The sequence below is a fragment of the Allobosea sp. LjRoot90 genome, from assembly GCF_964254315.1.
Taxonomy (GTDB): Bacteria; Pseudomonadota; Alphaproteobacteria; order Rhizobiales; family Beijerinckiaceae; genus Allobosea.
In genome coordinates, this window is the sequence record NZ_CAXUTF020000009.1 from 1 (window position 1) to 18831 (window position 18831).

The following is an 18831-nucleotide window of genomic DNA, read 5'->3' on the forward strand; positions in this document are numbered from 1 at the left end:
CGCTCAAACCGCTTGACCAGCAAGACAGTCGCTCACCCCTGCCCCTCTCCTTCCAGGAGAGGGGTTCCCGCGCTTCTGTTGACACCCTTCAGCGCGGAGGCACTGGAAACTCACCCCTTATTGCCCCTAACTCTCCGCCATGGAGTGGAGCGACGAGGGCACCATCATCGGCGTCAGGCGTCATGGCGAGAGCGCCGTGATCCTGGAGGCGATGACGCGCGATCATGGCCGTCATCTTGGCCTTGTCCGCGGCGGCCGCTCGAGCAAACAGCAACCGGTGCTGCAGCCCGGCAATCTCGTCTCGCTGACCTGGCGGGCGCGGCTCGACGAGCATCTCGGCGAGTACAAGGTCGAGCTCGTGACCTCGCATGCAGCAAGGCTGATGGCACAGCCGGTGGCACTCTATGGACTCGCCAATGTCTCGGGCTTGCTGCGCCTGCTGCCGGAGCGCGATCCGCATCCCGGCCTCTATGAGGGCCTAGCGGTGCTGGTCGCGCATCTCGACGAGATCGCGATCGCGCCGGCGCTAATGGTGCGCTTCGAGCTCGCCATGCTGTCCGAGCTCGGCTACGGCCTCTCGCTCGAACGCTGCGCCGTCACCGGCCTGCGTGAGGAGCTGAGCCACGTCTCGCCGAAATCGGGCAAGGCGGTCAGCCGCAAGGCAGCCGAGCCTTATCTAGACAGACTCCTCGCCTTGCCTGCCTTCCTGAGTGAGGGGCAGGGCGCGCGCCGGCCGGCGCCGGCCGAGATCGCCGCCGGCTTTGCCCTGACCGGTTTTTTCCTGCGCCGCGACCTCTACGAACCGCGCGGCCTGCTGGAGCCGCCAGAGCGGGTGCGCCTGCTGGAACTGGCGGCGAGAATCCCCTGATTTCTGCGGTTTTTCCGCCAGTCCCGCTTTGCGTCGCTTGCATCCGGGCTGCATCGTTGCATCAAGTGATTCGGGCCCTTATTCCCTCGTCCTGCGAGGTATGGACCGGTGTCGGCCCCTCAGCTGGGCTGCGTGTCGAACTAGGTTGGTAGAAGCATGGGCAAACCCGTCGAGCCGCCTCCGGAGGAGGAAGCCGAACGCGTCGATCTGAAGAGTGCGCTCGAGGAGCGCTACCTCGCCTATGCGCTCTCAACGATCATGCACCGTGCCTTGCCGGATGCGCGTGACGGTTTGAAGCCCGTCCATCGCCGCATTCTCTATGCGATGCGCCTGCTGCGATTGAACCCGGATGTGGTTCACCGGAAATGCGCGAAGATCGTCGGCGACGTCATCGGCGGCTTTCACCCGCATGGCGACCAGTCGGTCTATGACGCCCTGGTGCGTCTCGCCCAGGACTTTGCCCAGCGCTATCCGCTCATCGACGGGCAGGGCAACTTCGGCAATATCGACGGCGATAACGCCGCCGCCTACCGTTACACCGAAGCGCGCATGACCGAGGTCGCGCGCCTCCTGCTCGACGGGATCGAGGAGGACGCGGTCGATTTCCGTCCGACCTACAATGCCGAGGACGAGGAGCCGATGGTGCTCCCGGCCGCTTTCCCGAACCTGCTCGCCAATGGCTCGCAGGGCATCGCGGTCGGCATGGCAACCTCGATCCCGCCGCACAATGCCGCCGAGCTCTGCGACGCGGCGCTCTATCTGATCCAGCACCCGGAGACGACCTCTGAGCAGCTGATGACCTTCGTGCCGGGCCCGGACTTCCCGACCGGTGGCATCATCGTCGAGAGCCGCTCGTCGATGGTCGAGACCTACCGGACCGGCCGTGGTGGCTTCCGCACGCGGGCGCGTTGGCATGTCGAGGACCAGGGCCGCGGCACATGGTTCGTCGTCGTCACCGAGATCCCCTACGGCGTTCAGAAGGGCCGGCTGATCGAGAAGATCGCCGAACTCCTGAACGACCGGAAGCTGCCGCTGGTCGCCGACCTGCGCGACGAGTCGGCCGAGGATATTCGCGTTGTCATCGAGCCGCGTGCCCGCAATGTCGACGCCAACCTGATGATGGAATCGCTGTTCAGGCTCTCGGAGCTGGAATCGCGCATTCCGATGAACATGAACGTGCTGACCGGCGGGCTGGTGCCGCGCGTGCTCAGCCTCGCTGAAGCGCTGCGCGCCTGGCTCGACCATCGCCGCGACGTGCTGATCCGGCGCTCACGCTTCCGCCTCGGCCAGATCGAGAAGCGCCTCGAAATCCTTGCCGGCCTGTTGATCGTCTATCTCGATCTCGACCGGGTGATCAAAATCATCCGCGAGGAGGACGAGCCGAAGCTCGAGCTGATGAAGGCCTTCGCGCTCAACGAAGTTCAGGCCAATGCCATTCTCGACACCCGCCTGCGCGCCTTGCGCAAGCTCGAGGAGATGCAGCTCAAGACCGAGTTCGACGAGCTGACCCAGGAGAAGGGCCAGATCGAGGGCCTGATCGCCTCCGATGCGCAGCAGTGGAAGACCATCTCCTGGGACATCCGCGAGGTGAAGAAGCTGTTCGGCCCGGAAACGGCGATCGGCAAGCGCCGCACCACCTTCGCCGACATGCCCGATACGACCGATATCGACCTGACCCAGGCCATGGTCGAGCGCGAGCCGGTGACGGTGGTGATCTCGAAGAAGGGCTGGATCCGGGCGCTGAAAGGCCATGTCCAGGACCTGTCGAGCCTCACCTTCAAGGGCGACGACACGCTCCGCACAGCCTTCTTCAGCGAGACGACGTCCAAGATCCTGGTGATGGCGACCAACGGCAAGGTCTTCACGCTGGAGGCTTCGAAGCTGCCGGGCGGGCGCGGCTTCGGCGATCCGATCCGGCTGATGATCGAGCTGGAGGAGAGTGCCGAGATCGTCGCCGCTTTCCCCTACAGGGCGGGCTTGAAGCTTCTGGTCGCCAGCACGGAGGGGCGCGGCTTCGTCGTGCCGACCGACGACGTCGTCGCCAACACCCGCAAGGGCAAGCAGGTGCTCAACGTCGATCTGCCGGCTGAGGCGATGCTCGTCGTGCCGGCCGAGGGCGACCATGTCGCGATCATCGGCCAGAATCGCAAGCTGCTCTGCTTCCCGTTGTCCGAGGTAGCCGAAATGGGCCGCGGCAAGGGCGTCAGGCTGCAGCGTTACAAGGATGGCGGCCTGTCGGACGCCAAGGTCTTCAAGCTCGAGGACGGGCTGACCTGGCTCGACAGCTCGAACCGGACCTGGACGGTGGCGCAGGCCGAGCTGATCGAATGGCTCGGCCACCGCGCCGAGGCCGGCCGCCTGCCGCCCAAGGGCTTCCCGAAGAACAACAAGTTCGGGGGCTGAGCGGGGCAGGAGGTGGCCGGCGTATCGTCATCTGACGGTTCGCTGCGGCGCCGGCCAACCGACCGAACGGCCGAGATCGGTGGTGTGGCAGGCCGACAAGGCGAACGCCAGCAAAGCGGCGGTGATCAGGCGCGACATGAATTGCTCCGGAAGGGGCGCGAGGGATGGGTGGTGGTCGAACCTCGCCAGCCTCAGTCGCGGCCGAGCAGCACGGTTCTGGCTGCGGCCTCGACCTGGTCCCGATGTGCCCAGGCGACCAGAAGGCTGAGTGCGAGCAGCACCGCGGCAGGCAACCACGGGCCGGGCAGAATAACGAGGTGCGCCAGGATGGCTCCGACCATCACCGTGGTGAGCATCAAGGCGGCAAAGCCGGCGAGAGCGGGAACAAGCAGCCCGATCGCGCCCGAGAGCTCGAGTGCCCCCGTCAGATAGCGGAACCATTGTCCGAGGCCGATCGTGGCGAAGTTCTCGACCATCATCGGGAGGCCGGCGAGCTTGGCGCCGCCGGCAGCGGCGAAGATGGCGGCGAGCAGTGCCTTGACAGTCCAAAGGCCAATCCGGCGCCAGCGCGGCGCTTCCGAAACTTCAGCAACTGACATGAGATATCTCCGAGGAAAGCCCGAGGGCTGCGGCGGGCCGGTCCCGTCGTTTTCGTCGTGAGAAAATCGAGAGTAAGGTGAAAAACACAAGTAGGCTGAAATTTGTGGTGTAGTATGGAAAACAAGACTATTGAACTTCAGCGCGTGGATGCAGACACGAAAGTTATTGCAGAATCAGACGCTTGCGAAGGTTCTGCTGCGGTCGAGCAATTTCATGCCGCCATGCGCATGCTGACCGGCAAGTGGAAGGGTGAAATCCTGTGGCGGCTCGGGCAGGGCACTCTGCGCTTCGGCGAGCTGCGTCGTTCGATCCCCGGCATCACCCAGCACATGCTGACGACCCAGCTGCGCGATCTGGAAGCGCACGGTCTCGTCAAGCGCACGATCTATCCGGAGGTGCCGCCGCGGGTGGAATATGAGCTGACGCCGTCAGCGCGCGATCTTCGCGCTGTCTTTCGCGAAATCCGGGCCTGGTCCGACAAGCACGCTGTCTCGCTCAATCTGACAGCCTGATAAGCGCCGGCTGCGGCCCAATCCTGTTGCCTGATCAGAGACTTGCGCCGATCCGCTGAATCAACCCGCCAGCCGCCTGAATCAAGATCGAAGCGTCTTGAATCGCTGTCTCAGCGGATCGCCGATCCGACCACGCCGACTTCCAGCCCGAGCGTGACATTATTGGTCACTGCCCATGAGATGCCGGCGCGCGCTTCCGGCCTGAGCGCGATGTCGGAGCGCGAGAAGGGCATCGAGAACGGCGTCGCGCCGTAGCGGAAGGTCTCGTTGGCCGCGGCCAGGCCGACGCTCGTATAGAGCAGCACGTCGGGCGTCGCGAAGACACCGGCCTTGAGCTGGAAGGCGCCGGCGATGTCGCGGGTATAGCTCGCCTGGTTGAACCCCGGATTGGCGTAGCCGCCGAAAGCCGGAGAGAATTCGAGCGCCCCGGTGATGCCGTAGACGAAATCGCCGTCGCGCCACATCTTGCCGGCCTCGAGCCCTATCACCGGCCCGGCCGAGGTGCCGAAGCGTTTCGAGCTGCTGACCTGGAAGCCGCTTGAGATGCGGGCGTAGGAGCCGTCCCATTTGACGCCGCCGGGCGACAAGGTCGGCTCCGACCAAGCGAAGGAGGGCAGGATTCCGAAACCCGAGAGCGGCAGGAAGGCCTGTGCTTGCGCCGGAGCGCTGGTCGCCATCAATGCCGCCACGGCGGCGCCGGCCCAGAAAAGCTTCATGCGTGCGCTGCCCGCAGCCAGGATCATGCTCATGGCATAGCAGGTGAGGGCGCGATTGTCGCGCTTTTGTGGCGGCAGGTACGCCGCTGGCTCAGCTCAGCTTGGTCTTGAGGCGTAGGAAGCGCATCGTCCGCTCGGCGGTGGCCATGTCGAGCTGCTCATAGGCTTTGAGGTCGTCCTCGATGTCCTTGACCTTGAAGTAGAGGCGGCGTCCACGCAACTGCAGCACGGCGTGGAACGTGTCCTTGCCGAGTTCCAGCGTGCGCGCGAGCACGGCGATGCCGCTGACGTCGCGCTGCAGCAGCACACGCAGGGCCTGCTCGGTGCTGACCTCGGCGCGGGTCGCGATCACCTGCGCGAGATGGAAGGCGCGATCCTCCTCCGCCAGCATCGTGACGACCTCGTCAAGGCTGCGTGCGCCCGCCTGCAGGTCGGCGATCAGCAGCCGGACCTCGCGGCGTTGCTGCCGCGCCTGACGCGCCATCATCGTAGCCTGATGCGAGCTCGCTTCGGCGGCAGGATCCGACATCTGCTCGACGATACGCAGCACGCGCTCGGCGCGCTGCGGCGACAGGTCGGAGCGGCGCGCCAGCGCCTCGCCCACCGCGGCATCGTCGCCGCCGCGCTGCAGCAGCCTGTCGAAGCCGTGATCGGAGAACTGGGCGCCCTCATTGCCGGAGACGCTGCGAAGCACCGTCGAATCGCCGCGCTCGACCAGGATGTCGGTGACGCCCTCGGACAGGCGGGCGCGCTCGGCGATGGCCGCAAGATGCTCCTGCGTCTGGCTGATGGCGATGGCGGCAAGATCGGTGTCGGTCAGGACCGGCGAGAGTTTGAGGACGAGCCGCGCGACTTCGCTGTCGCTATCGTTCGCCAGGGACACTGCGACCGGGCGCGGCAGCGTCGCCGTCTCGGCAACCGAGTCGGCGTATTCGCGGCGACCTTCGGCGTCGAGATGCGGCAGCGAGCGCAGCGCGATGTCGCCATAGTGCTCCTGCGATTCCTCGCTCGGATCGGCGTCGAGCAGGAACAGGTCGGTGACGGCGTTCAGGAGCTTGCGCCGGGATTCGGAGGACATCTCCGCCGGCATGCGGGACAAGGACTGGAGCATCGGCGCGGGTTCCGCAGGGAGTATCGCGTTTGGAGCAATGTCGGAGCGTAAGGGCTCTGCATTTGATTTAGTCTTAAGCCGATCGAAGATTCTTCAGTATTTTCAGTATTGTGTATTACCCTTATAGGTTGTGTTTTTCCATAGAAGCAATCTATGGTCCGAGTTTTCCGTCGCATCTGACGGAACTTCGTCATCGTCGCGACGTTGGCAGATCGCGACGAGTGTGTCGCAGTCCCTGCGGAGCCCGATGTGAGCACGCCCCCGCTCGACCAGAGCGACATGTTTTCCTGTGATTGGGCACGGCCGTCTCGCCGCGCGGTCATCGCGGCTCTCGCCTCGACGGCTGCGGTTGCCTCGTCTGCTGGCGCGCAGGACACCCGTCCGCCGCCGGTCACGCCGAACACTGCACCTGCCGAGCCCAGACGCGGCAATTTCGGCTATGAGGATGTTGTCCGCCAGGCCCGCGAGCTCGCAGCCCGGCCCTTCGACACAAGTGCGCCCGCCATTCCGGAGGCGCTGAAATCGCTGACCTATGACAGCTATCGCGAGATCAGGTTCCGCCGGGACAAGGCGCTCTGGCAGGACAGCGGCTCGGACTACCGCCTGCATCTGTTCCATCTCGGCTTCCTGCACGACAAGCCGGTGCCGGTTCATGTGATCAGCGACGGAACCGCGATCCCGCTGCCGTTCAACATGGCGCTGTTCGAATACGGCAAGGCGCAGGTCCCGCAGAAGCTGCCGATCTCGCTCGGTTTCGCCGGCTTCTCCGTTACGACGACGCTCAACGACCTGAGGGTTCAGGACGAGGTGATTTCCTTCCTGGGCGCGAGTTATTTCCGTTTCCTCGGCCGCGGCCACCGTTACGGCCTTTCGGCGCGTTCGCTGGCGCTCGATGTCGGCGGCGAGCAGGCCGAGGAGTTCCCGTTCTTCCGCGCGCTCTGGCTGGAGAAGCCGAAGCCCGACAGCGTCGACCTCGTCATCTACGGGCTGCTCGATTCGCCCTCGGTCAGCGGCGCCTTCCGCTATGTCGTGACGCCGGGCCAGCAGACCAGCGTCGCCGTCACGGCGACGATCGTGCCGCGCCGGACGATCGAGCGCATCGGTATCGCGCCGCTGACCTCGATGTTCCTCGCCGGCGAAGGCGACCGCGAGCAGCGCACCGATTTTCGGCCCGAAGTCCACGATTCCGACGGGCTGATGCTGAAGACCGGTGCGGGCGAATGGATCTGGCGGCCGATCCGGAATCCGCAGGCGCTGACGATCTCGTCCTTCCATGACCGCAACCCACGCGGTTTCGGGCTGATCCAGCGCGACCGCGAATTCGGCCACTATCAGGACCTGGAGGCGCATTATCACGCGCGTCCCGGCTACTGGGTCGAACCATCAGGCGACTGGGGCGAGGGCCGCGTCGACCTGATCGAGATCCCGACCCAGGGCGAGGAATTCGACAACATCGTCTGCTGCTGGACACCGAAGACGCCCTTGCCCAGTGGCCAGCCAACCGAGCTGAGCTACCGCATCACCTCCGTGTCGACCACCGAGACGCTGCATGCGATGGCGCAGGTCCAGAGCAGCATTGCCGCCCGCGAAGAGGTCGACGCGGCGGCGGGGCTGGCGAAGCGCCGCTTCATCGTCGACTTCAACGCCGGCGATCTCGAATATTACCTCTCCGATCCCAAGCGCGTCTCGGTGGTCGCGACGGTCTCGGCCGGCACCGTTGCCAGCGCGACACTTGACCCGAACTTCGCGGCGAAGGGCTTCCGGGCGATCGTCAATGTCAGCGTGCGCCCGGGCGAACGCACCGACCTGCGTGTCTTCCTGCGCACGGCCAGGCACACGCTCAGCGAGACCTGGACCACGTCCTGGACTGCGCCGGCCACCTAGAGCATTTTCGAGCGAAGTGGATACCGGCTCGCGTGAAGAAAATGCGATAAAATAGGAATCCAGAGCATTCCTGCGCGTCGGAGAAGCGCGGGAATGCTCTGGACGGCCGTGTCAACCGCCCGCCGAACCGACGGGGCAGCTTCGGGGTGAGAACTGACTCACGGCGTCGGGAAGAAATTGCTCGGCAGATTGCCGGGCCGCGTGGTCGACTCCGCCCGTACCGACGCGCTCGCCGTCGGGCCGTACCCCCTGTCGAAGGCGGTGCCGTCCTGCTCGTTGCAGGTCGGGCGCTGCGGATTCTTGGCGATGGCGGCCGAACGCGGAAAGGCGGTGTTGTCGACTGCGTCGGTGGTCGGCTGGCCGATATCGATACGCGAGGTCACCATGCTGGCTGTCGGCTTGGTGGTCGGCGCGGTCCAGCCGAGTGTGCCGTGCCAGATCACGTGCCAGCCGATCCGCGCCAGGTGGTGGACCGTCGTGCCGCGTTCCCTGGCGACGAAATAGGCGATGAAGCCCTCGTCCCGTCGCGCTGTGTGCAGGAAGTTCGGTGAATGCGCCACTGCATTGGTCTGACGCAGGGGAAATGGATTGTTGGGGTGGTCGCCGAATTTGTAGGTCACCAGGAAGCCCTTGGTGCCGGTGGTCTGGTCGGTGATGACCTGATTGCTCGGGTCGAAGATCATTTCGTCGACAGTCGGCAGGTCGCCGTCGCCGTCCAGCGAGGGGTTGGTGCCGAAGGCGGATTTGAGGTTGACGACGATGCTGCCCTCATTGGCCATCCGCCCGGCATAATGCGCCTCGTAGACGACGATGTCGGCGACCAGGATCATCCCGAACTCCCAATTGGTCATCAGCTCGACCTTGTCCTGCCTATTGGCCGGATCGCCCGACATCAGCACGGTGCCGGTGCAGGTGATCATCGGCCCGGTATGGCCGGGGTGGCCTGCCGCCTCGTCGGCCGCGGCGCGGCGCACCTTGGTCGTGCAATGGAGCAGGGCGTGTTCGGTGCCGACATGGATGTCGGTGCGCGAGCCGCCCTTGTTGGCGGTGATCGTGGCGCTGCCGGGAGCGATCGCGATAACCATGGCTACTCCTGCTGATAGCGGATGGCCCGGTTTCACCCAGGTCTTCGAGGCGGGGAGCGTCGATCTAGCGAACGGCGGCGCTGTGCGTGCGTGCCTTGGCGGCGTCGGCGCGGCGATTGATGGCGCTCTGCGCGATGATGGCGCGCTCCAGAGCGGCCATGGTCAGCGGGCCGACGATGGCGTCGGCGACGAGCCCGTTGGCCGTCTGGAAGCTGCGCACGCGGCTCGCGGTTTCCGGGCCAAATATCCCGTCGGGCAGAGTGCGGCCCTGATTGCTCGAGTTCGGCATCGCCAGGCCGAGATCGATCAGCGCCAGCTGGATGATGGCGACGGCCTGGCCGCGCTCGCCCTGTTTCAGCGGCGGCGCATTCTCCGAGGCCTTCCTCAGGCGGTCATTGGCGGAAAAGCGAGGCGAGGTGAGCGCCATGGTCTTGGTCCTGCCCGTCCCCGATGACCCAAGGTTAGTGCCGGGTCAGGGGAGGGGTCAAGGACGGTTGCGCAGCGCTCGGCCCTTATGCCGCCGGCAAGCAGGCCGGGCCGAGTGGCTCGAAGCTCTTATAGGTCAGGATGAACTCCTGATGGCCGAGCTCTTCCGACTTCGTCCGCCCACCCTGTGCCAGCGAGACGACAAGATCGCGGATCTCGGTTCCGACTTCGTCGAGACCGGCCTTGCCTTCGAGGATGCGGCCGGCATCGACGTCCATGTCGTCGCTCATCCGGCGATAGGTCTCCGGATTGGCGCAGATCTTGACCACCGGCGAGATCGCCGAGCCGACGACCGAGCCGCGTCCGGTGACGAACAGCACACAATGCGCGCCGCAGGCGATCAATTCGGCGATCTCGGCATTGTCGTTGATGTTGGGAAAGCCGAAACGAACCTCGCCATCCGGCACCACGTCGAGCAGATAAAGCCCGCCGCGTGGCGGCACGTCGCCGGGCTTCAGCAGTCCGGAGATCGGCGATGCGCCCGACTTGGCGTAGGCGCCCATCGACTTCTCCTCGATGGTCGAGAGCCCGCCCGCGGCATTGCCGGCGGCGAAGGAGCCGTAGCCGAGCGTCGCGTAATAGCGCGCCGCCTTGGCGACCGATTTCTCTAGCTCGACGCCGAGCTCGGGTGTGATCGCGCGCGCCGCCATGATGTGCTCGCAGCCGATCAGCTCGCCGGTCTCCTCGAAGATGCAGGATGCGCCTTCGGCGATGAGCTGGTCGAAGGCGCGGCCCGCCGCCGGGTTGCCGGTAATGCCGGAGGTGCCGTCGGAGCCGCCGCAGACGGTGCCGATCACCAGTTCGCTCACCGCCATCGGTACGGTCTCGGTAGTATCGAGCGCGATGCGCTGCTCTTCGACCCAGGCGCGGCCTTCCTTGATCGAGGCGCGGGTGCCGCCCGTGCCCTGGATCACGATCGTCTTCACCGGCCGGCCGCTGGCATGCACCACCCGCTCCAGCGCGTATTTGTTGAAGCTCTCGCAGCCGAGCGAGACCAGCAGCACCGCCCCGACATTGGGATGGGTGCAGAGCTGCTCCATCATCCGCTCGGCGTAAGGGTTGGGATAGCAGCCCGGGAAGCCGATGGCGTGGACCTCGTGCTCGCGCCAGGGCAGGGCGATCTCGCGCGCGACATGATGGGCGCATTCGACCAGATAGGCGACGGCGACGACGTTGCGGATGCCCTTGCGGCCGTCGCTGCGGAGGTAACCTTGGAGTCCGCTCATTGCGCCGCTCCCGCCTTGCGCTCGTCTTCGAGGTGATAGGTCGGCGTGTAGTCGCTCTTCATGTTCTGGACATGGACGTGATGGCCGGCGGCGATGGCGATTGTCGCCACGCCGATCGGCGCGCCGTATTTCAGGATCTTCTCGCCGGGCGCGATGGCGCGCCGGGCGATCTTGTGGGCGAGGGCGATGTCGCGGTCGATCACCGCCGGACCGGTTCCGGTCTCGATACGCTCGCCGGCCGGCAGGCGGGTCCGTGCGACGAAAACGTTGTCGCGCGGATCGAGCAGGATCAGGCGGGGATCGTGTTCGGACATCAGAACTTGCCGAACTGCAGATAGGCCTGCTGCGGGTCGGTGCCGGCGAGGATCGCCGTGCGCACCTTGTTCTCCGCCGAGATCGCCGTCTCGGATTTCTCTAGAACTTCCTCGATGATCTCGACCGGAATGCGGACGACACCGTCGCGATCGGCGAGAATGTAGTCGCCCGGCCGGATCCAGACGTCGCCGATCTTGATCGGCTCGTCGACGGCCTTGGGCAGCCAGAAGCCGACGATGTCGCGCGGCGTATAGGCCTTGAAATAGGCCTGGAAACCCATCTCGACCATGAATTCGGTGTCTCGCGACAGGCCATCGATGACGCAGCCGCGCACGCCCTTGTTCTTGAGGGTTTCGGCCGAGAGCTCGCCCATCAGCGCGACCTCCTCCGTGTTGGGCTGGCAGACCCAGACATGGCCGGGCTTGGCGGCGGAGAGCAGGCCGGTCCAGCCGAGCAGGGTCTCGTGCGCATCGAACTCGCCGGTCTTGCCCTCGACGGTGAAGGCGGGGCCCGCGAGCTTCACGCCAGGCAGCAGCGGGCGAAGCGCCGGCGGTAGGGTGAAGTCCTTCAGGCCCATGGCCCGCATCGTGTCGTGGATGATGCCGGTGTAGCAGCGTTCGAGGCGCTCGGTCAGCGTATCGGTCATGTTTCCTCCGAGGGTGACCGCTCCGGCGGCCTTACCGGCACCTTGCACAGAGGGCGGCGCAGCGGGCAAGTGCGGTTTTTGCAGCGCTGGCGTGCGTATTAAACGATTTAAACTACGATTTTCGTCATGCTCGGGCCTGACCCGAGCATCTCCGGCCGGATGAGGCTCCGGTCGGCGCTTTATCGTCCTGAGATTCTCGGGTCTGCGCTTCGCTCCGCCCGAGAATGACCCGCGACTGGAGCCGACCCGCTCAGCCGAAGCGCTCCCAGCCCTGCGGCATCAGGCGCTCCTGCGGCAGAAAGCGGGCCTTGTAGGCCATCTTCGGCGAGCCCTCGACCCAATAGCCGAGATAGACGTAAGGCAGGCCGAGCTTGCGGGCGCGCTCGACATGCTCGAGCACCATGAAGGTGCCGAGCGAGCGGGCCTCGAGAGCGGGATCGTAGACCGAATAGACCATGGAGAGACCGTCACTCAGCCGGTCGGTCAGGGCGAAGGCGTAGAGGTCGCCCTGACCGCGGCCGGTGAAGCCGCTGTCGGGCCCGCGCCGGCGGTATTCGATTAGGCTGGTCTCGACATGGGTATCCTCGACCATCATGGCGAAGTCGAGTGCCGACATCGTCGCCATGCCGCCTTCGGGATGGCGATCGTCGAGATAGCCGCGGAACAGCGAGTAGTGTTCCGAGCGCGGCTGCGGCGGCAGCGCCTCGCCGATCAGGTCGCTGTTATGCGACAGGATCTTGCGGAAGCTGCGCGAGGGCCGGAAATCGGCCACGACGATCCTCACCGAGACGCAGGCCCGGCAGGTCTCGCAGGCCGGGCGATAGGCGATGCTCTGCGAGCGCCTGAAGCCGCCATGCGAGAGCACGTCGTTGAGGTCGCGCGCCCGCGCCCCGACGAGATGGGTGAACACCTTGCGTTCCTCTCGGCCCGGCAGATAGGGGCAGGGCGTCGGCGAGGTCAGGTAGAATTGCGGGGCATCCCGCAAGGGGCGCGTCACGTCGGGGTGACTCCGAAACGGCCGAAATCGGAGCGAGTTTAGCAGCCGGCGCGGCGGCAACAAGCACCATCCCTGCGGCGCCCGCACACATGGGATAACCCTCCAGCCGGTGCTAGTCTTCATGCGAGCGGAGGCCTCGGGATAAGGGGGATGCGATGCAGACCGAAACGGTCGCGTTGACCCGCGAGAAGGAAACCCTGCTGATCACGCTCTGGGCCAAGGCCGGCGAGAGCCGCCTGCCGGATTCGCTGCTCAAGGACCGCTTCGCTGCGGAGGCCGCCGCCCGCATCGATTACGATTTCGCCAGGCTGAAGGTCGACCGCGACCTGATGGTCGGCCTCGCCATGCGCGCCCATACCCTCGACGGCTGGACGCGCGATTTTCTCGGAAGGCACGAGGATGCGATCGTCCTGCATCTCGGCTGCGGGCTCGACAGCCGCGTCTCCCGCATCGATCCGCCTGCGGGCGTCGACTGGTACGATATCGACTATCCCGACGTCGTCGCGCTCAGGCGCAAGCTCTACCCGGCGCGCGAGAACTACCATCTGATCGGCTCGTCTGTGACGGAGCCGGGCTGGCTCGCCGACCTGCCTCAAGATCGCCCGGCGATGATCGTGGCCGAGGGGCTTCTGCCGTATCTGCCGCAGGACGAGGTGCCACGACTGCTGGAGCGGCTGGTGCGGCATTGCCGCAGTGGCGAGATCACCTTCGATGCCTATAGCGCTTTCGGCCTGCGCATGATCGCATTGCAGCCCGCGATCAAGGCGACCGGCGCGACATTGCACTGGGCGCTCGACGATCCCGCCGAACTGGAGCGGCAGGTGCCGGGCCTGACCCTGATGACCGAGCTGACGGCCTATGATCCGGATGGCTACGATCCCGAGCAGATCGCCCGGATGTCCTGGCCGGCGCGGCTGGCGATCCAGTTCTTCTCGCTGATCCCGCCACTGGCGCGGATCGGCCTGCTGCTGCGCTATCGCTTTTAGCGCAGAGCCGTTGCCGTCATGGTCGGGCTTGTCCCGACCATCCACGTCTTCCTTCCTGCAGTGCGGTGGTCAAGACGTGGATGCTCGCCACAAGGGCGAGCATGACGGGGAGGGCTCAGGCGCGCACCACCACAAGCCCGGTCAGGATGTCGTGGCCGAGCCGGCGGTCCCCGCGCACCAGCCCGCAGGCGATGTCGAGGAACCAGAGGGCGACCGTGCCGGCCGCGACATAAAAGAACAGCGCGTGGACTGCAGCTGCCAGCGCATCCGGCCGGCCGCCGGAGGCGGTCTCGACCCGAAGCCCCGCCATGCGCATGCCGAGCGTCGCCTGCTTGCGCCCGCCGATCGTGATGGCGGCGTAGCCGAGCGCGACTGCGATCGTCGCCCCGCCCATCAGGAGCCAAGTCAGGCCAAAGGTGACGATGCCCAGGATCGCGAGCAGGAACCAGACGATGCTACCCAGAATGAACAGGACGACGACGTCGCCGATCCAGGCGAACAGGCGCGAACCGAGCACGCCGCGCGTATTCTGCAGCGGCCGGTCCTCCAGCGCGACGATCGGCGGCTGGCGATAGGACGGGTTCGACATCGACAAAAAATCCCCTATGAGGCCGGCCGGTTTTGGCCTGTCGAGGAGTAATGTTTGATCAGCTGCCCGGTTCCGCAAGACCACGGGTACAGCGTTGCGTTGTTCTGGCACGAGAGCACTGAGTTGGGTCGATAGCAAACCTTGCTAAAGTTTGTGCTCGATCCCACACTCGGACAATGGGAGATCGACCGTGAACCTGAATGTATCGCTGCCCGAAGAGCTGCTCCGCTTCATCAGGGCTAAGGTGGAGACCGGCCGTTACACCTCCTCCAGCGAGGTCGTGCGGGAGGCGTTGCGCCTGCTCGAGAAGCAGGATGAGCAGGAAGCCGAGAAGCTGCGCTGGCTCCGGCAAGCCTGGCAGGATGGCGTCGCCAGTGGTGATGGCGGCGAGGTCGATCTGGCTGCCATCAAGACCGAAGGTCGCCGGCGCCTTGCTGGGAAAGCCTGAAGCGGCATGGGCTTCGTCCACTACACCAATCAAGCGAAGCAAGACCTCCTCGACATCTGGCTTTGGATCGCGCGTGACAGTGTGCTGCTGGCCGATGCGGTTCTCGATCGCTTAGAGCAGCGCGCAAATAAATTGTCGCAGCATCGCGAGATCGGCATGGCCCGCCCCGAGATCGGCGAGGGCGCGCGCGGTCTCGTCATCGAGCGTTGGCTCGTGCTCTATCGTCTGGTCGATGGCGGCGTCCGAATCGTCCGCATCGTCGACGGCGCACGCGATCTCGGGCGCCTCGGTTGGCCGGCCGACTAAGTCAGCCGGATCAGGCCCCCGGTTCCGCAAGACCACGGGGATAGATTCGGCGCGGGGCAAAACCTTCTTTGCGCAGCGCCTCTTCGATCGCGGCGGTGTGCGCCTCGTCGCGGGTCTCGACGGTGACGTCGAGCGTCACGCCCTTGGCCGGCACGTCGAGGAAGAGCCGGCCATGGCTGACCTCGAGGATGTTGGCGCCGAGCGTGCCGAACAGGCTGGCGACCTTGCCGAGCAGGCCGGGCCGGTCGCTGGCGGTGAGGCGGAAGGCGGCGATGCGCTGCTCGCGCTCGAGCTCGCGCACCATGATCGCGGCGAGCAGGCGCGGATCGATGTTGCCGCCACAGAGCACGAGGCCGACCTTGCGTCCGCGATAACGCTCCGGTTCCTTCAGCATCGCGGCGAGGCCGGCGGCGCCGGCGCCCTCCGCCAATGTGTGCTGCAAGGTCGCGTAGGCGTTGACGGCGCGCTCGATCAGATCCTCGCCGACGAGCACGATGTCGGAGACCAGCTCCTTGATCACCGGCAGGGTCTGCGTGCCGACGGTCTTGACTGCGATGCCTTCCGCCAGCGTCGCCCCGCCAATCGGCATCTCGGTGCCATGCACGGCGTTGTGGAAGGATGGGAAGAGCGCCGCCTCGATGCCGATCAGCTCGATCGACGGCTTCAGCGCCTTGGCGGCAATGGCGTTGCCGGCCATCAGTCCGCCGCCGCCGAGCGGGATCAGCAGCATGTCGAGATCAGGCGCCTCGCGCAGCATCTCCAGCGCGACCGTGCCCTGGCCGGCCATCACCGCCGCATCGTCGTAAGGATGGACGAAGACCAGGCTCTTCTCGGCCGCGATCTCCCGCGCCTTCTGCGCCGACTCGTAGAGTGTCTCGCCGAACAGCACGATCTCGGCACCATAGGCGCGGGTGTTCTCGATCTTCACCAGCGGCGTCGTGTCCGGCATCACGATCGTCGCCGGGATGCCGAAGCGCTTGGCGTGGTAGGCGACCGCCTGGGCATGGTTGCCGGCCGACATGGCAATGACGCCGCGGCGCTTCTCGTCGTTGTTCAGGCTGCGCAGCTTGTTGACTGCGCCGCGCTCCTTGAAGGAGGCGGTCGCCTGCATGTTCTCGTGCTTGACGAAGATCTCGGCGCCGGTCAGCGCCGAGAGGCGCGGCGCCTGCATCAGCGGCGTCTTCAGCACGTGACCTTCGATGGTCTGCGCAGCCGCCTCGATATCGGCGAAGCTGATCGCGAAGCCGCTGCCCATCCATTCCCCCGTTTTCCAAAGCATTTTCGAGCGAAGTGGATACCGGTTCGCGTGAAGAAAATGCGTCAAAACAAAAACTTAGAGATCTTCCGCGATTCGTAGAAACGCGGAAAATCTCTAGACTTGGCGCGGCGTCAGCGCGCCGTCGCCGAAGAAGCCGCCGGGGCGCAGGATCAGCGTCACGGCGAGCAAGCTATAGACTGCGATGTCGCGCTGTTCGAGCGGCATCGTCGCCGACCACAGCACTTCGAAGGCGGCGATGACGAGGCCGCCCAGGCAGGCGCCCGGCACCGAGCCGATGCCGCCGAGTACGGCTGCGACCAGCGCCTTGAGGCCGAGCGTGAAGCCGCCTGAAAAGCCCATGCCGCCATAGATCACCGTGACGATGACGCCGGCCGCGCCGCAGATCGCGCAGGCGATGATCAGCGCCCGGTCATGCACCGCGCGAGGATCGATCCCGAAGAGGGAAGCCGTGCGGGCATCGTCGGAGACCGCGCGCCAGGCTCGGCCGTAAGACGAGCGGGCGAGATAGAGGATGAGGCAGGTCGCAGCCGAGAAGCCGAGCCCCGCCATGGCGAGCGAGACCGGCGTTGCCGTGACGATGAATTGCTCGGCCCGCGCCAGCGGCAGCGGCTCGTTGAAGACCGGCGGCAGCCAGCGCAGTTCGGGACCCTGGGCGAGGCGCAGATACTCCGAGAGCGCGATGGCGAGCCCGATCGTTGCGATCAGCACCTGCTGGCCATTGCTCTTGTCGAGATGGCGCAGCACGAAGCGACCCATGGCGAAGCCGTGCAGCGCGCTGACGGCGATCGCGACGGCGAAGGCGATGAACAGGCCCGAGACCGGCGTCGAGACGGCGAGCGACAAGGTCAGCGCCACGCCGACAACGGCGGCGAGCGCGCCCAGCGCCGAGAACTCGCCGAAGGTCAACAGGATGCGGCCGTTGAGCCCGTAGATCAGCGCATAGGCGCTGGCGAGCAGTGCATAGATCGCGGCCGAGGGTAGGGCGGCGAGCCCCTGCTGCAGGCCATAGGCGAGGCCGGGCGACAAAACGACCAGGTCAGCGCCCGGCGAGGCGCCCGGATCGACCGGCGGCTCGACCTTGTTTTCAAGATAGAAGCGCCGCAGCAGCAGGAAGCTCGCATCGGTCATCGGCACGCCATCGGAAGCAAGACCCGCCAGCGCGCCGCGCTGCAGCGTGGTGCCTTCGCCGGCAAAGATGCAGTCGATGGTGCGCCGGCGTGGCCGCTCGTCCGGCGCCTGTGCCCGGTAGGCGATGCGCAGTATGTCGGCACGCGGACCGGCGCCGGTGCCTTCGAGGGTGATGACGGCGCCGGACGGATTCAGCGCCGGGATCGCCAGCCGACAGGCGCGGATCTGATCGGTGTCGAAGCGCCCGCAGGCTGCGAGCGCAAGGCAGAGCAGAATCGACGTGAGCAGGGCGCGCATCGATGGTGACGCTAGCGCGAGAACCGAGGCGTTGGAACTCGCAGCATTGGCGCTCGTCATATGCTCGTCGTGGCCTTGATAAATCGACAGGGCGGCGCACATCCGGTCCGGGCCCGGGCGGATGCTGGCCGGCCCGGTCGCGCGGCGGGATATCTGACATGCAGCAGGATGAGATCTGGGACAACGAGGCGGCAAAATCCTATGATACGCCCGGCACCGGAATGTTCTCGCCGGAGGTCCTGGAGCCGGCGGTCGAAAGGCTAGTGCAACTCGCAGACAGCGGCGCAGCGCTCGAATTTGCGATCGGAACCGGCCGCGTCGCCGTGCCACTCAGCGAGCGGAAGGTTCCCGTGGCGGGCATCGAGTTCTCGCCGGCTATGATCGCCGAACTGCGGACCAAGGCCGATGAGGCGACGATCCCCGTCGTGCTCGGCGATATGGCGACAGCCACCGCTCCCGGCAGCTATTCGCTCGTCTATCTCGTCTACAACACGATCTCGAACCTGCTCACGCAGGAAGCGCAGGTGGCGTGCTTCCGCAATGCGGCGCGCCACCTCTCGCCCGGGGGGTGTTTCGTGGTCGAGCTCGGGGTGCCGGAACTGCGCAAGCTACCGCCTGGGCAGCAGGCGGTCGTTTGGCAGTCGGAGGCGGGCTATATCGGCCTCGACACCTACGACACGCTGAACCAGCAGTTAGTGTCTCATCATGTCAGGTTCGGCGAGGGCGGGCAGGCCGAAGTCTTCCGCTCACCGCATCGCTATATCTGGCCGGCCGAGCTCGATCTGATGGCCCAGCTGGCCGGCTTCGAACTCGAAAGCCGCTATGCCGATTGGGCCGGGGCACCGTTCACGGCGGAGTCGGGCTCGCACGTCTCCGTCTATCGCCTTGTAGGCGGTTAGGCCTCGCGGGCGATGATAGCGGGGCGAGCGCGCGGCGCTGCCGCAGGAAA

At 65.9% G+C, this 18831-nt stretch carries 20 protein-coding genes; 8 read left to right on the forward strand and 12 right to left on the reverse strand.

All coding sequences use genetic code 11. From position 1 onward, the window contains the following. Window positions 1-139 precede the first annotated feature (139 nt). Both recO and parC read left to right on the forward strand, forming a co-directional pair. A complete protein-coding gene (gene recO / locus ACSQ3M_RS24770; protein ID WP_436152740.1) occupies window positions 140-868 on the forward strand; it encodes a DNA repair protein RecO in 729 nt (242 codons plus the stop codon). Between the two features lie 156 nt (window positions 869-1024). Next, a complete protein-coding gene (gene parC / locus ACSQ3M_RS24775) occupies window positions 1025-3271 on the forward strand; it encodes a DNA topoisomerase IV subunit A (protein ID WP_436152741.1) in 2247 nt (748 codons plus the stop codon). A 191-nt stretch (window positions 3272-3462) separates the two neighbouring features. Here parC and ACSQ3M_RS24780 read toward each other — a convergent pair whose 3' ends face one another. Further along, complete coding sequence (locus ACSQ3M_RS24780; protein WP_436152742.1) at window positions 3463-3870, reverse strand: DoxX family protein; 408 nt, start codon at window positions 3868-3870, stop codon at window positions 3463-3465. Window positions 3871-4092: 222 nt separating this feature from the next. Between ACSQ3M_RS24780 and ACSQ3M_RS24785 the strand changes: the two genes are divergently transcribed. Beyond that, window positions 4093-4383: a winged helix-turn-helix transcriptional regulator gene (locus tag ACSQ3M_RS24785; RefSeq protein WP_436152915.1), complete on the forward strand. Its 291-nt coding sequence runs from the start codon at window positions 4093-4095 to the stop codon at window positions 4381-4383. Between the two features lie 110 nt (window positions 4384-4493). On the opposite strand, the gene ACSQ3M_RS24790 is transcribed toward ACSQ3M_RS24785, so the two are convergent. After that, window positions 4494-5099: an outer membrane protein gene (locus ACSQ3M_RS24790; RefSeq protein ID WP_436152743.1), complete on the reverse strand. Its 606-nt coding sequence runs from the start codon at window positions 5097-5099 to the stop codon at window positions 4494-4496. Between the two features lie 91 nt (window positions 5100-5190). Beyond that, entirely contained in the window at window positions 5191-6210 is a 1020-nt protein-coding gene (locus tag ACSQ3M_RS24795; protein ID WP_436152744.1) for a DUF2336 domain-containing protein, read from the reverse strand. A 249-nt stretch (window positions 6211-6459) separates the two neighbouring features. Between ACSQ3M_RS24795 and ACSQ3M_RS24800 the strand changes: the two genes are divergently transcribed. Continuing rightward, entirely contained in the window at window positions 6460-8094 is a 1635-nt protein-coding gene (locus ACSQ3M_RS24800) for a glucan biosynthesis protein (RefSeq protein WP_436152745.1), read from the forward strand. A gap of 158 nt (window positions 8095-8252) precedes the next feature. Here the strand turns inward: ACSQ3M_RS24800 and ACSQ3M_RS24805 are convergent, their stop codons facing one another. The 6 genes from ACSQ3M_RS24805 to ACSQ3M_RS24830 form a co-directional block, all read right to left on the reverse strand. Beyond that, window positions 8253-9179, reverse strand: coding sequence for a hypothetical protein (locus tag ACSQ3M_RS24805; RefSeq protein ID WP_436152746.1), 927 nt, complete (start codon window positions 9177-9179; stop codon window positions 8253-8255). A gap of 64 nt (window positions 9180-9243) precedes the next feature. Then, window positions 9244-9606 carry a peptidoglycan-binding domain-containing protein gene (locus tag ACSQ3M_RS24810; RefSeq protein ID WP_436152747.1) on the reverse strand — a complete coding sequence of 121 codons (363 nt, stop codon included), beginning with the start codon at window positions 9604-9606 and terminating at the stop codon, window positions 9244-9246. Window positions 9607-9691: 85 nt separating this feature from the next. Further along, on the reverse strand, window positions 9692-10891 hold the full coding sequence (locus ACSQ3M_RS24815; protein WP_436152748.1) for a UxaA family hydrolase: 1200 nt from the start codon (window positions 10889-10891) through the stop codon (window positions 9692-9694). Next, window positions 10888-11205 carry a UxaA family hydrolase gene (locus ACSQ3M_RS24820; protein ID WP_436152749.1) on the reverse strand — a complete coding sequence of 106 codons (318 nt, stop codon included), beginning with the start codon at window positions 11203-11205 and terminating at the stop codon, window positions 10888-10890. Before ACSQ3M_RS24820 ends, ACSQ3M_RS24815 begins: the two co-directional genes overlap by 4 nt. After that, window positions 11205-11852, reverse strand: coding sequence for an RraA family protein (locus tag ACSQ3M_RS24825; protein WP_129155888.1), 648 nt, complete (start codon window positions 11850-11852; stop codon window positions 11205-11207). The genes ACSQ3M_RS24820 and ACSQ3M_RS24825 overlap by 1 nt, the downstream gene beginning before the upstream one ends. A 250-nt stretch (window positions 11853-12102) precedes the next feature. Further along, window positions 12103-12849, reverse strand: coding sequence for an arginyltransferase (locus tag ACSQ3M_RS24830; protein ID WP_129155887.1), 747 nt, complete (start codon window positions 12847-12849; stop codon window positions 12103-12105). 155 nt (window positions 12850-13004) lie between these two features. Here ACSQ3M_RS24830 and ACSQ3M_RS24835 point away from each other — a divergent pair, with 155 nt between their 5' ends. Further along, window positions 13005-13835 carry a class I SAM-dependent methyltransferase gene (locus ACSQ3M_RS24835; protein WP_436152750.1) on the forward strand — a complete coding sequence of 277 codons (831 nt, stop codon included), beginning with the start codon at window positions 13005-13007 and terminating at the stop codon, window positions 13833-13835. 115 nt (window positions 13836-13950) lie between these two features. On the opposite strand, the gene ACSQ3M_RS24840 is transcribed toward ACSQ3M_RS24835, so the two are convergent. Then, on the reverse strand, window positions 13951-14424 hold the full coding sequence (locus ACSQ3M_RS24840) for an RDD family protein (RefSeq protein ID WP_129155885.1): 474 nt from the start codon (window positions 14422-14424) through the stop codon (window positions 13951-13953). Window positions 14425-14614: 190 nt separating this feature from the next. Here ACSQ3M_RS24840 and ACSQ3M_RS24845 point away from each other — a divergent pair, with 190 nt between their 5' ends. Further along, a complete protein-coding gene (locus ACSQ3M_RS24845) occupies window positions 14615-14872 on the forward strand; it encodes a type II toxin-antitoxin system ParD family antitoxin (RefSeq protein ID WP_436152751.1) in 258 nt (85 codons plus the stop codon). A gap of 6 nt (window positions 14873-14878) precedes the next feature. Next, window positions 14879-15178 (forward strand): type II toxin-antitoxin system RelE/ParE family toxin, encoded by a 300-nt coding sequence (locus ACSQ3M_RS24850; RefSeq protein ID WP_436152752.1) that lies wholly within the window; start codon window positions 14879-14881, stop codon window positions 15176-15178. A gap of 10 nt (window positions 15179-15188) precedes the next feature. Here the strand turns inward: ACSQ3M_RS24850 and ACSQ3M_RS24855 are convergent, their stop codons facing one another. Then, window positions 15189-16433, reverse strand: a complete 1245-nt coding sequence (locus tag ACSQ3M_RS24855; RefSeq protein ID WP_436152753.1) for a threonine ammonia-lyase — start codon at window positions 16431-16433, stop codon at window positions 15189-15191. Window positions 16434-16550: 117 nt separating this feature from the next. Continuing rightward, the gene (locus ACSQ3M_RS24860; protein ID WP_436152754.1) at window positions 16551-17882 is read right to left on the reverse strand and encodes a branched-chain amino acid ABC transporter permease; all 1332 of its coding nucleotides are present in this window, start codon (window positions 17880-17882) and stop codon (window positions 16551-16553) included. Between the two features lie 158 nt (window positions 17883-18040). Here ACSQ3M_RS24860 and ACSQ3M_RS24865 point away from each other — a divergent pair, with 158 nt between their 5' ends. Then, complete coding sequence (locus ACSQ3M_RS24865; protein WP_436152755.1) at window positions 18041-18781, forward strand: class I SAM-dependent DNA methyltransferase; 741 nt, start codon at window positions 18041-18043, stop codon at window positions 18779-18781. Window positions 18782-18831 lie beyond the last annotated feature (50 nt).

Excerpts from the sequence above, each read along its gene's own strand:
- ACSQ3M_RS24850 (WP_436152752.1), top strand. The coding sequence starts at position 14,879 with ATGGGCTTCGTCCACTACACCAATCAAGCGAAGCAAGACCTCCTCGAC.
- ACSQ3M_RS24810 (WP_436152747.1), bottom strand. The coding sequence starts at position 9,606 with ATGGCGCTCACCTCGCCTCGCTTTTCCGCCAATGACCGCCTGAGGAAG.
- parC (WP_436152741.1), top strand. The coding sequence starts at position 1,025 with ATGGGCAAACCCGTCGAGCCGCCTCCGGAGGAGGAAGCCGAACGCGTC.
- ACSQ3M_RS24860 (WP_436152754.1), bottom strand. The coding sequence starts at position 17,882 with ATGCGCGCCCTGCTCACGTCGATTCTGCTCTGCCTTGCGCTCGCAGCC.
- ACSQ3M_RS24855 (WP_436152753.1), bottom strand. The coding sequence starts at position 16,433 with ATGGGCAGCGGCTTCGCGATCAGCTTCGCCGATATCGAGGCGGCTGCG.
- ACSQ3M_RS24815 (WP_436152748.1), bottom strand. The coding sequence starts at position 10,891 with ATGAGCGGACTCCAAGGTTACCTCCGCAGCGACGGCCGCAAGGGCATC.
- ACSQ3M_RS24785 (WP_436152915.1), top strand. The coding sequence starts at position 4,093 with ATGCGCATGCTGACCGGCAAGTGGAAGGGTGAAATCCTGTGGCGGCTC.
- ACSQ3M_RS24795 (WP_436152744.1), bottom strand. The coding sequence starts at position 6,210 with ATGCTCCAGTCCTTGTCCCGCATGCCGGCGGAGATGTCCTCCGAATCC.
- ACSQ3M_RS24780 (WP_436152742.1), bottom strand. The coding sequence starts at position 3,870 with ATGTCAGTTGCTGAAGTTTCGGAAGCGCCGCGCTGGCGCCGGATTGGC.
- ACSQ3M_RS24865 (WP_436152755.1), top strand. The coding sequence starts at position 18,041 with ATGCAGCAGGATGAGATCTGGGACAACGAGGCGGCAAAATCCTATGAT.
- ACSQ3M_RS24820 (WP_436152749.1), bottom strand. The coding sequence starts at position 11,205 with ATGTCCGAACACGATCCCCGCCTGATCCTGCTCGATCCGCGCGACAAC.
- ACSQ3M_RS24825 (WP_129155888.1), bottom strand. The coding sequence starts at position 11,852 with ATGACCGATACGCTGACCGAGCGCCTCGAACGCTGCTACACCGGCATC.
- ACSQ3M_RS24805 (WP_436152746.1), bottom strand. The coding sequence starts at position 9,179 with ATGGTTATCGCGATCGCTCCCGGCAGCGCCACGATCACCGCCAACAAG.
- recO (WP_436152740.1), top strand. The coding sequence starts at position 140 with ATGGAGTGGAGCGACGAGGGCACCATCATCGGCGTCAGGCGTCATGGC.
- ACSQ3M_RS24790 (WP_436152743.1), bottom strand. The coding sequence starts at position 5,099 with ATGAAGCTTTTCTGGGCCGGCGCCGCCGTGGCGGCATTGATGGCGACC.
- ACSQ3M_RS24835 (WP_436152750.1), top strand. The coding sequence starts at position 13,005 with ATGCAGACCGAAACGGTCGCGTTGACCCGCGAGAAGGAAACCCTGCTG.
- ACSQ3M_RS24840 (WP_129155885.1), bottom strand. The coding sequence starts at position 14,424 with ATGTCGAACCCGTCCTATCGCCAGCCGCCGATCGTCGCGCTGGAGGAC.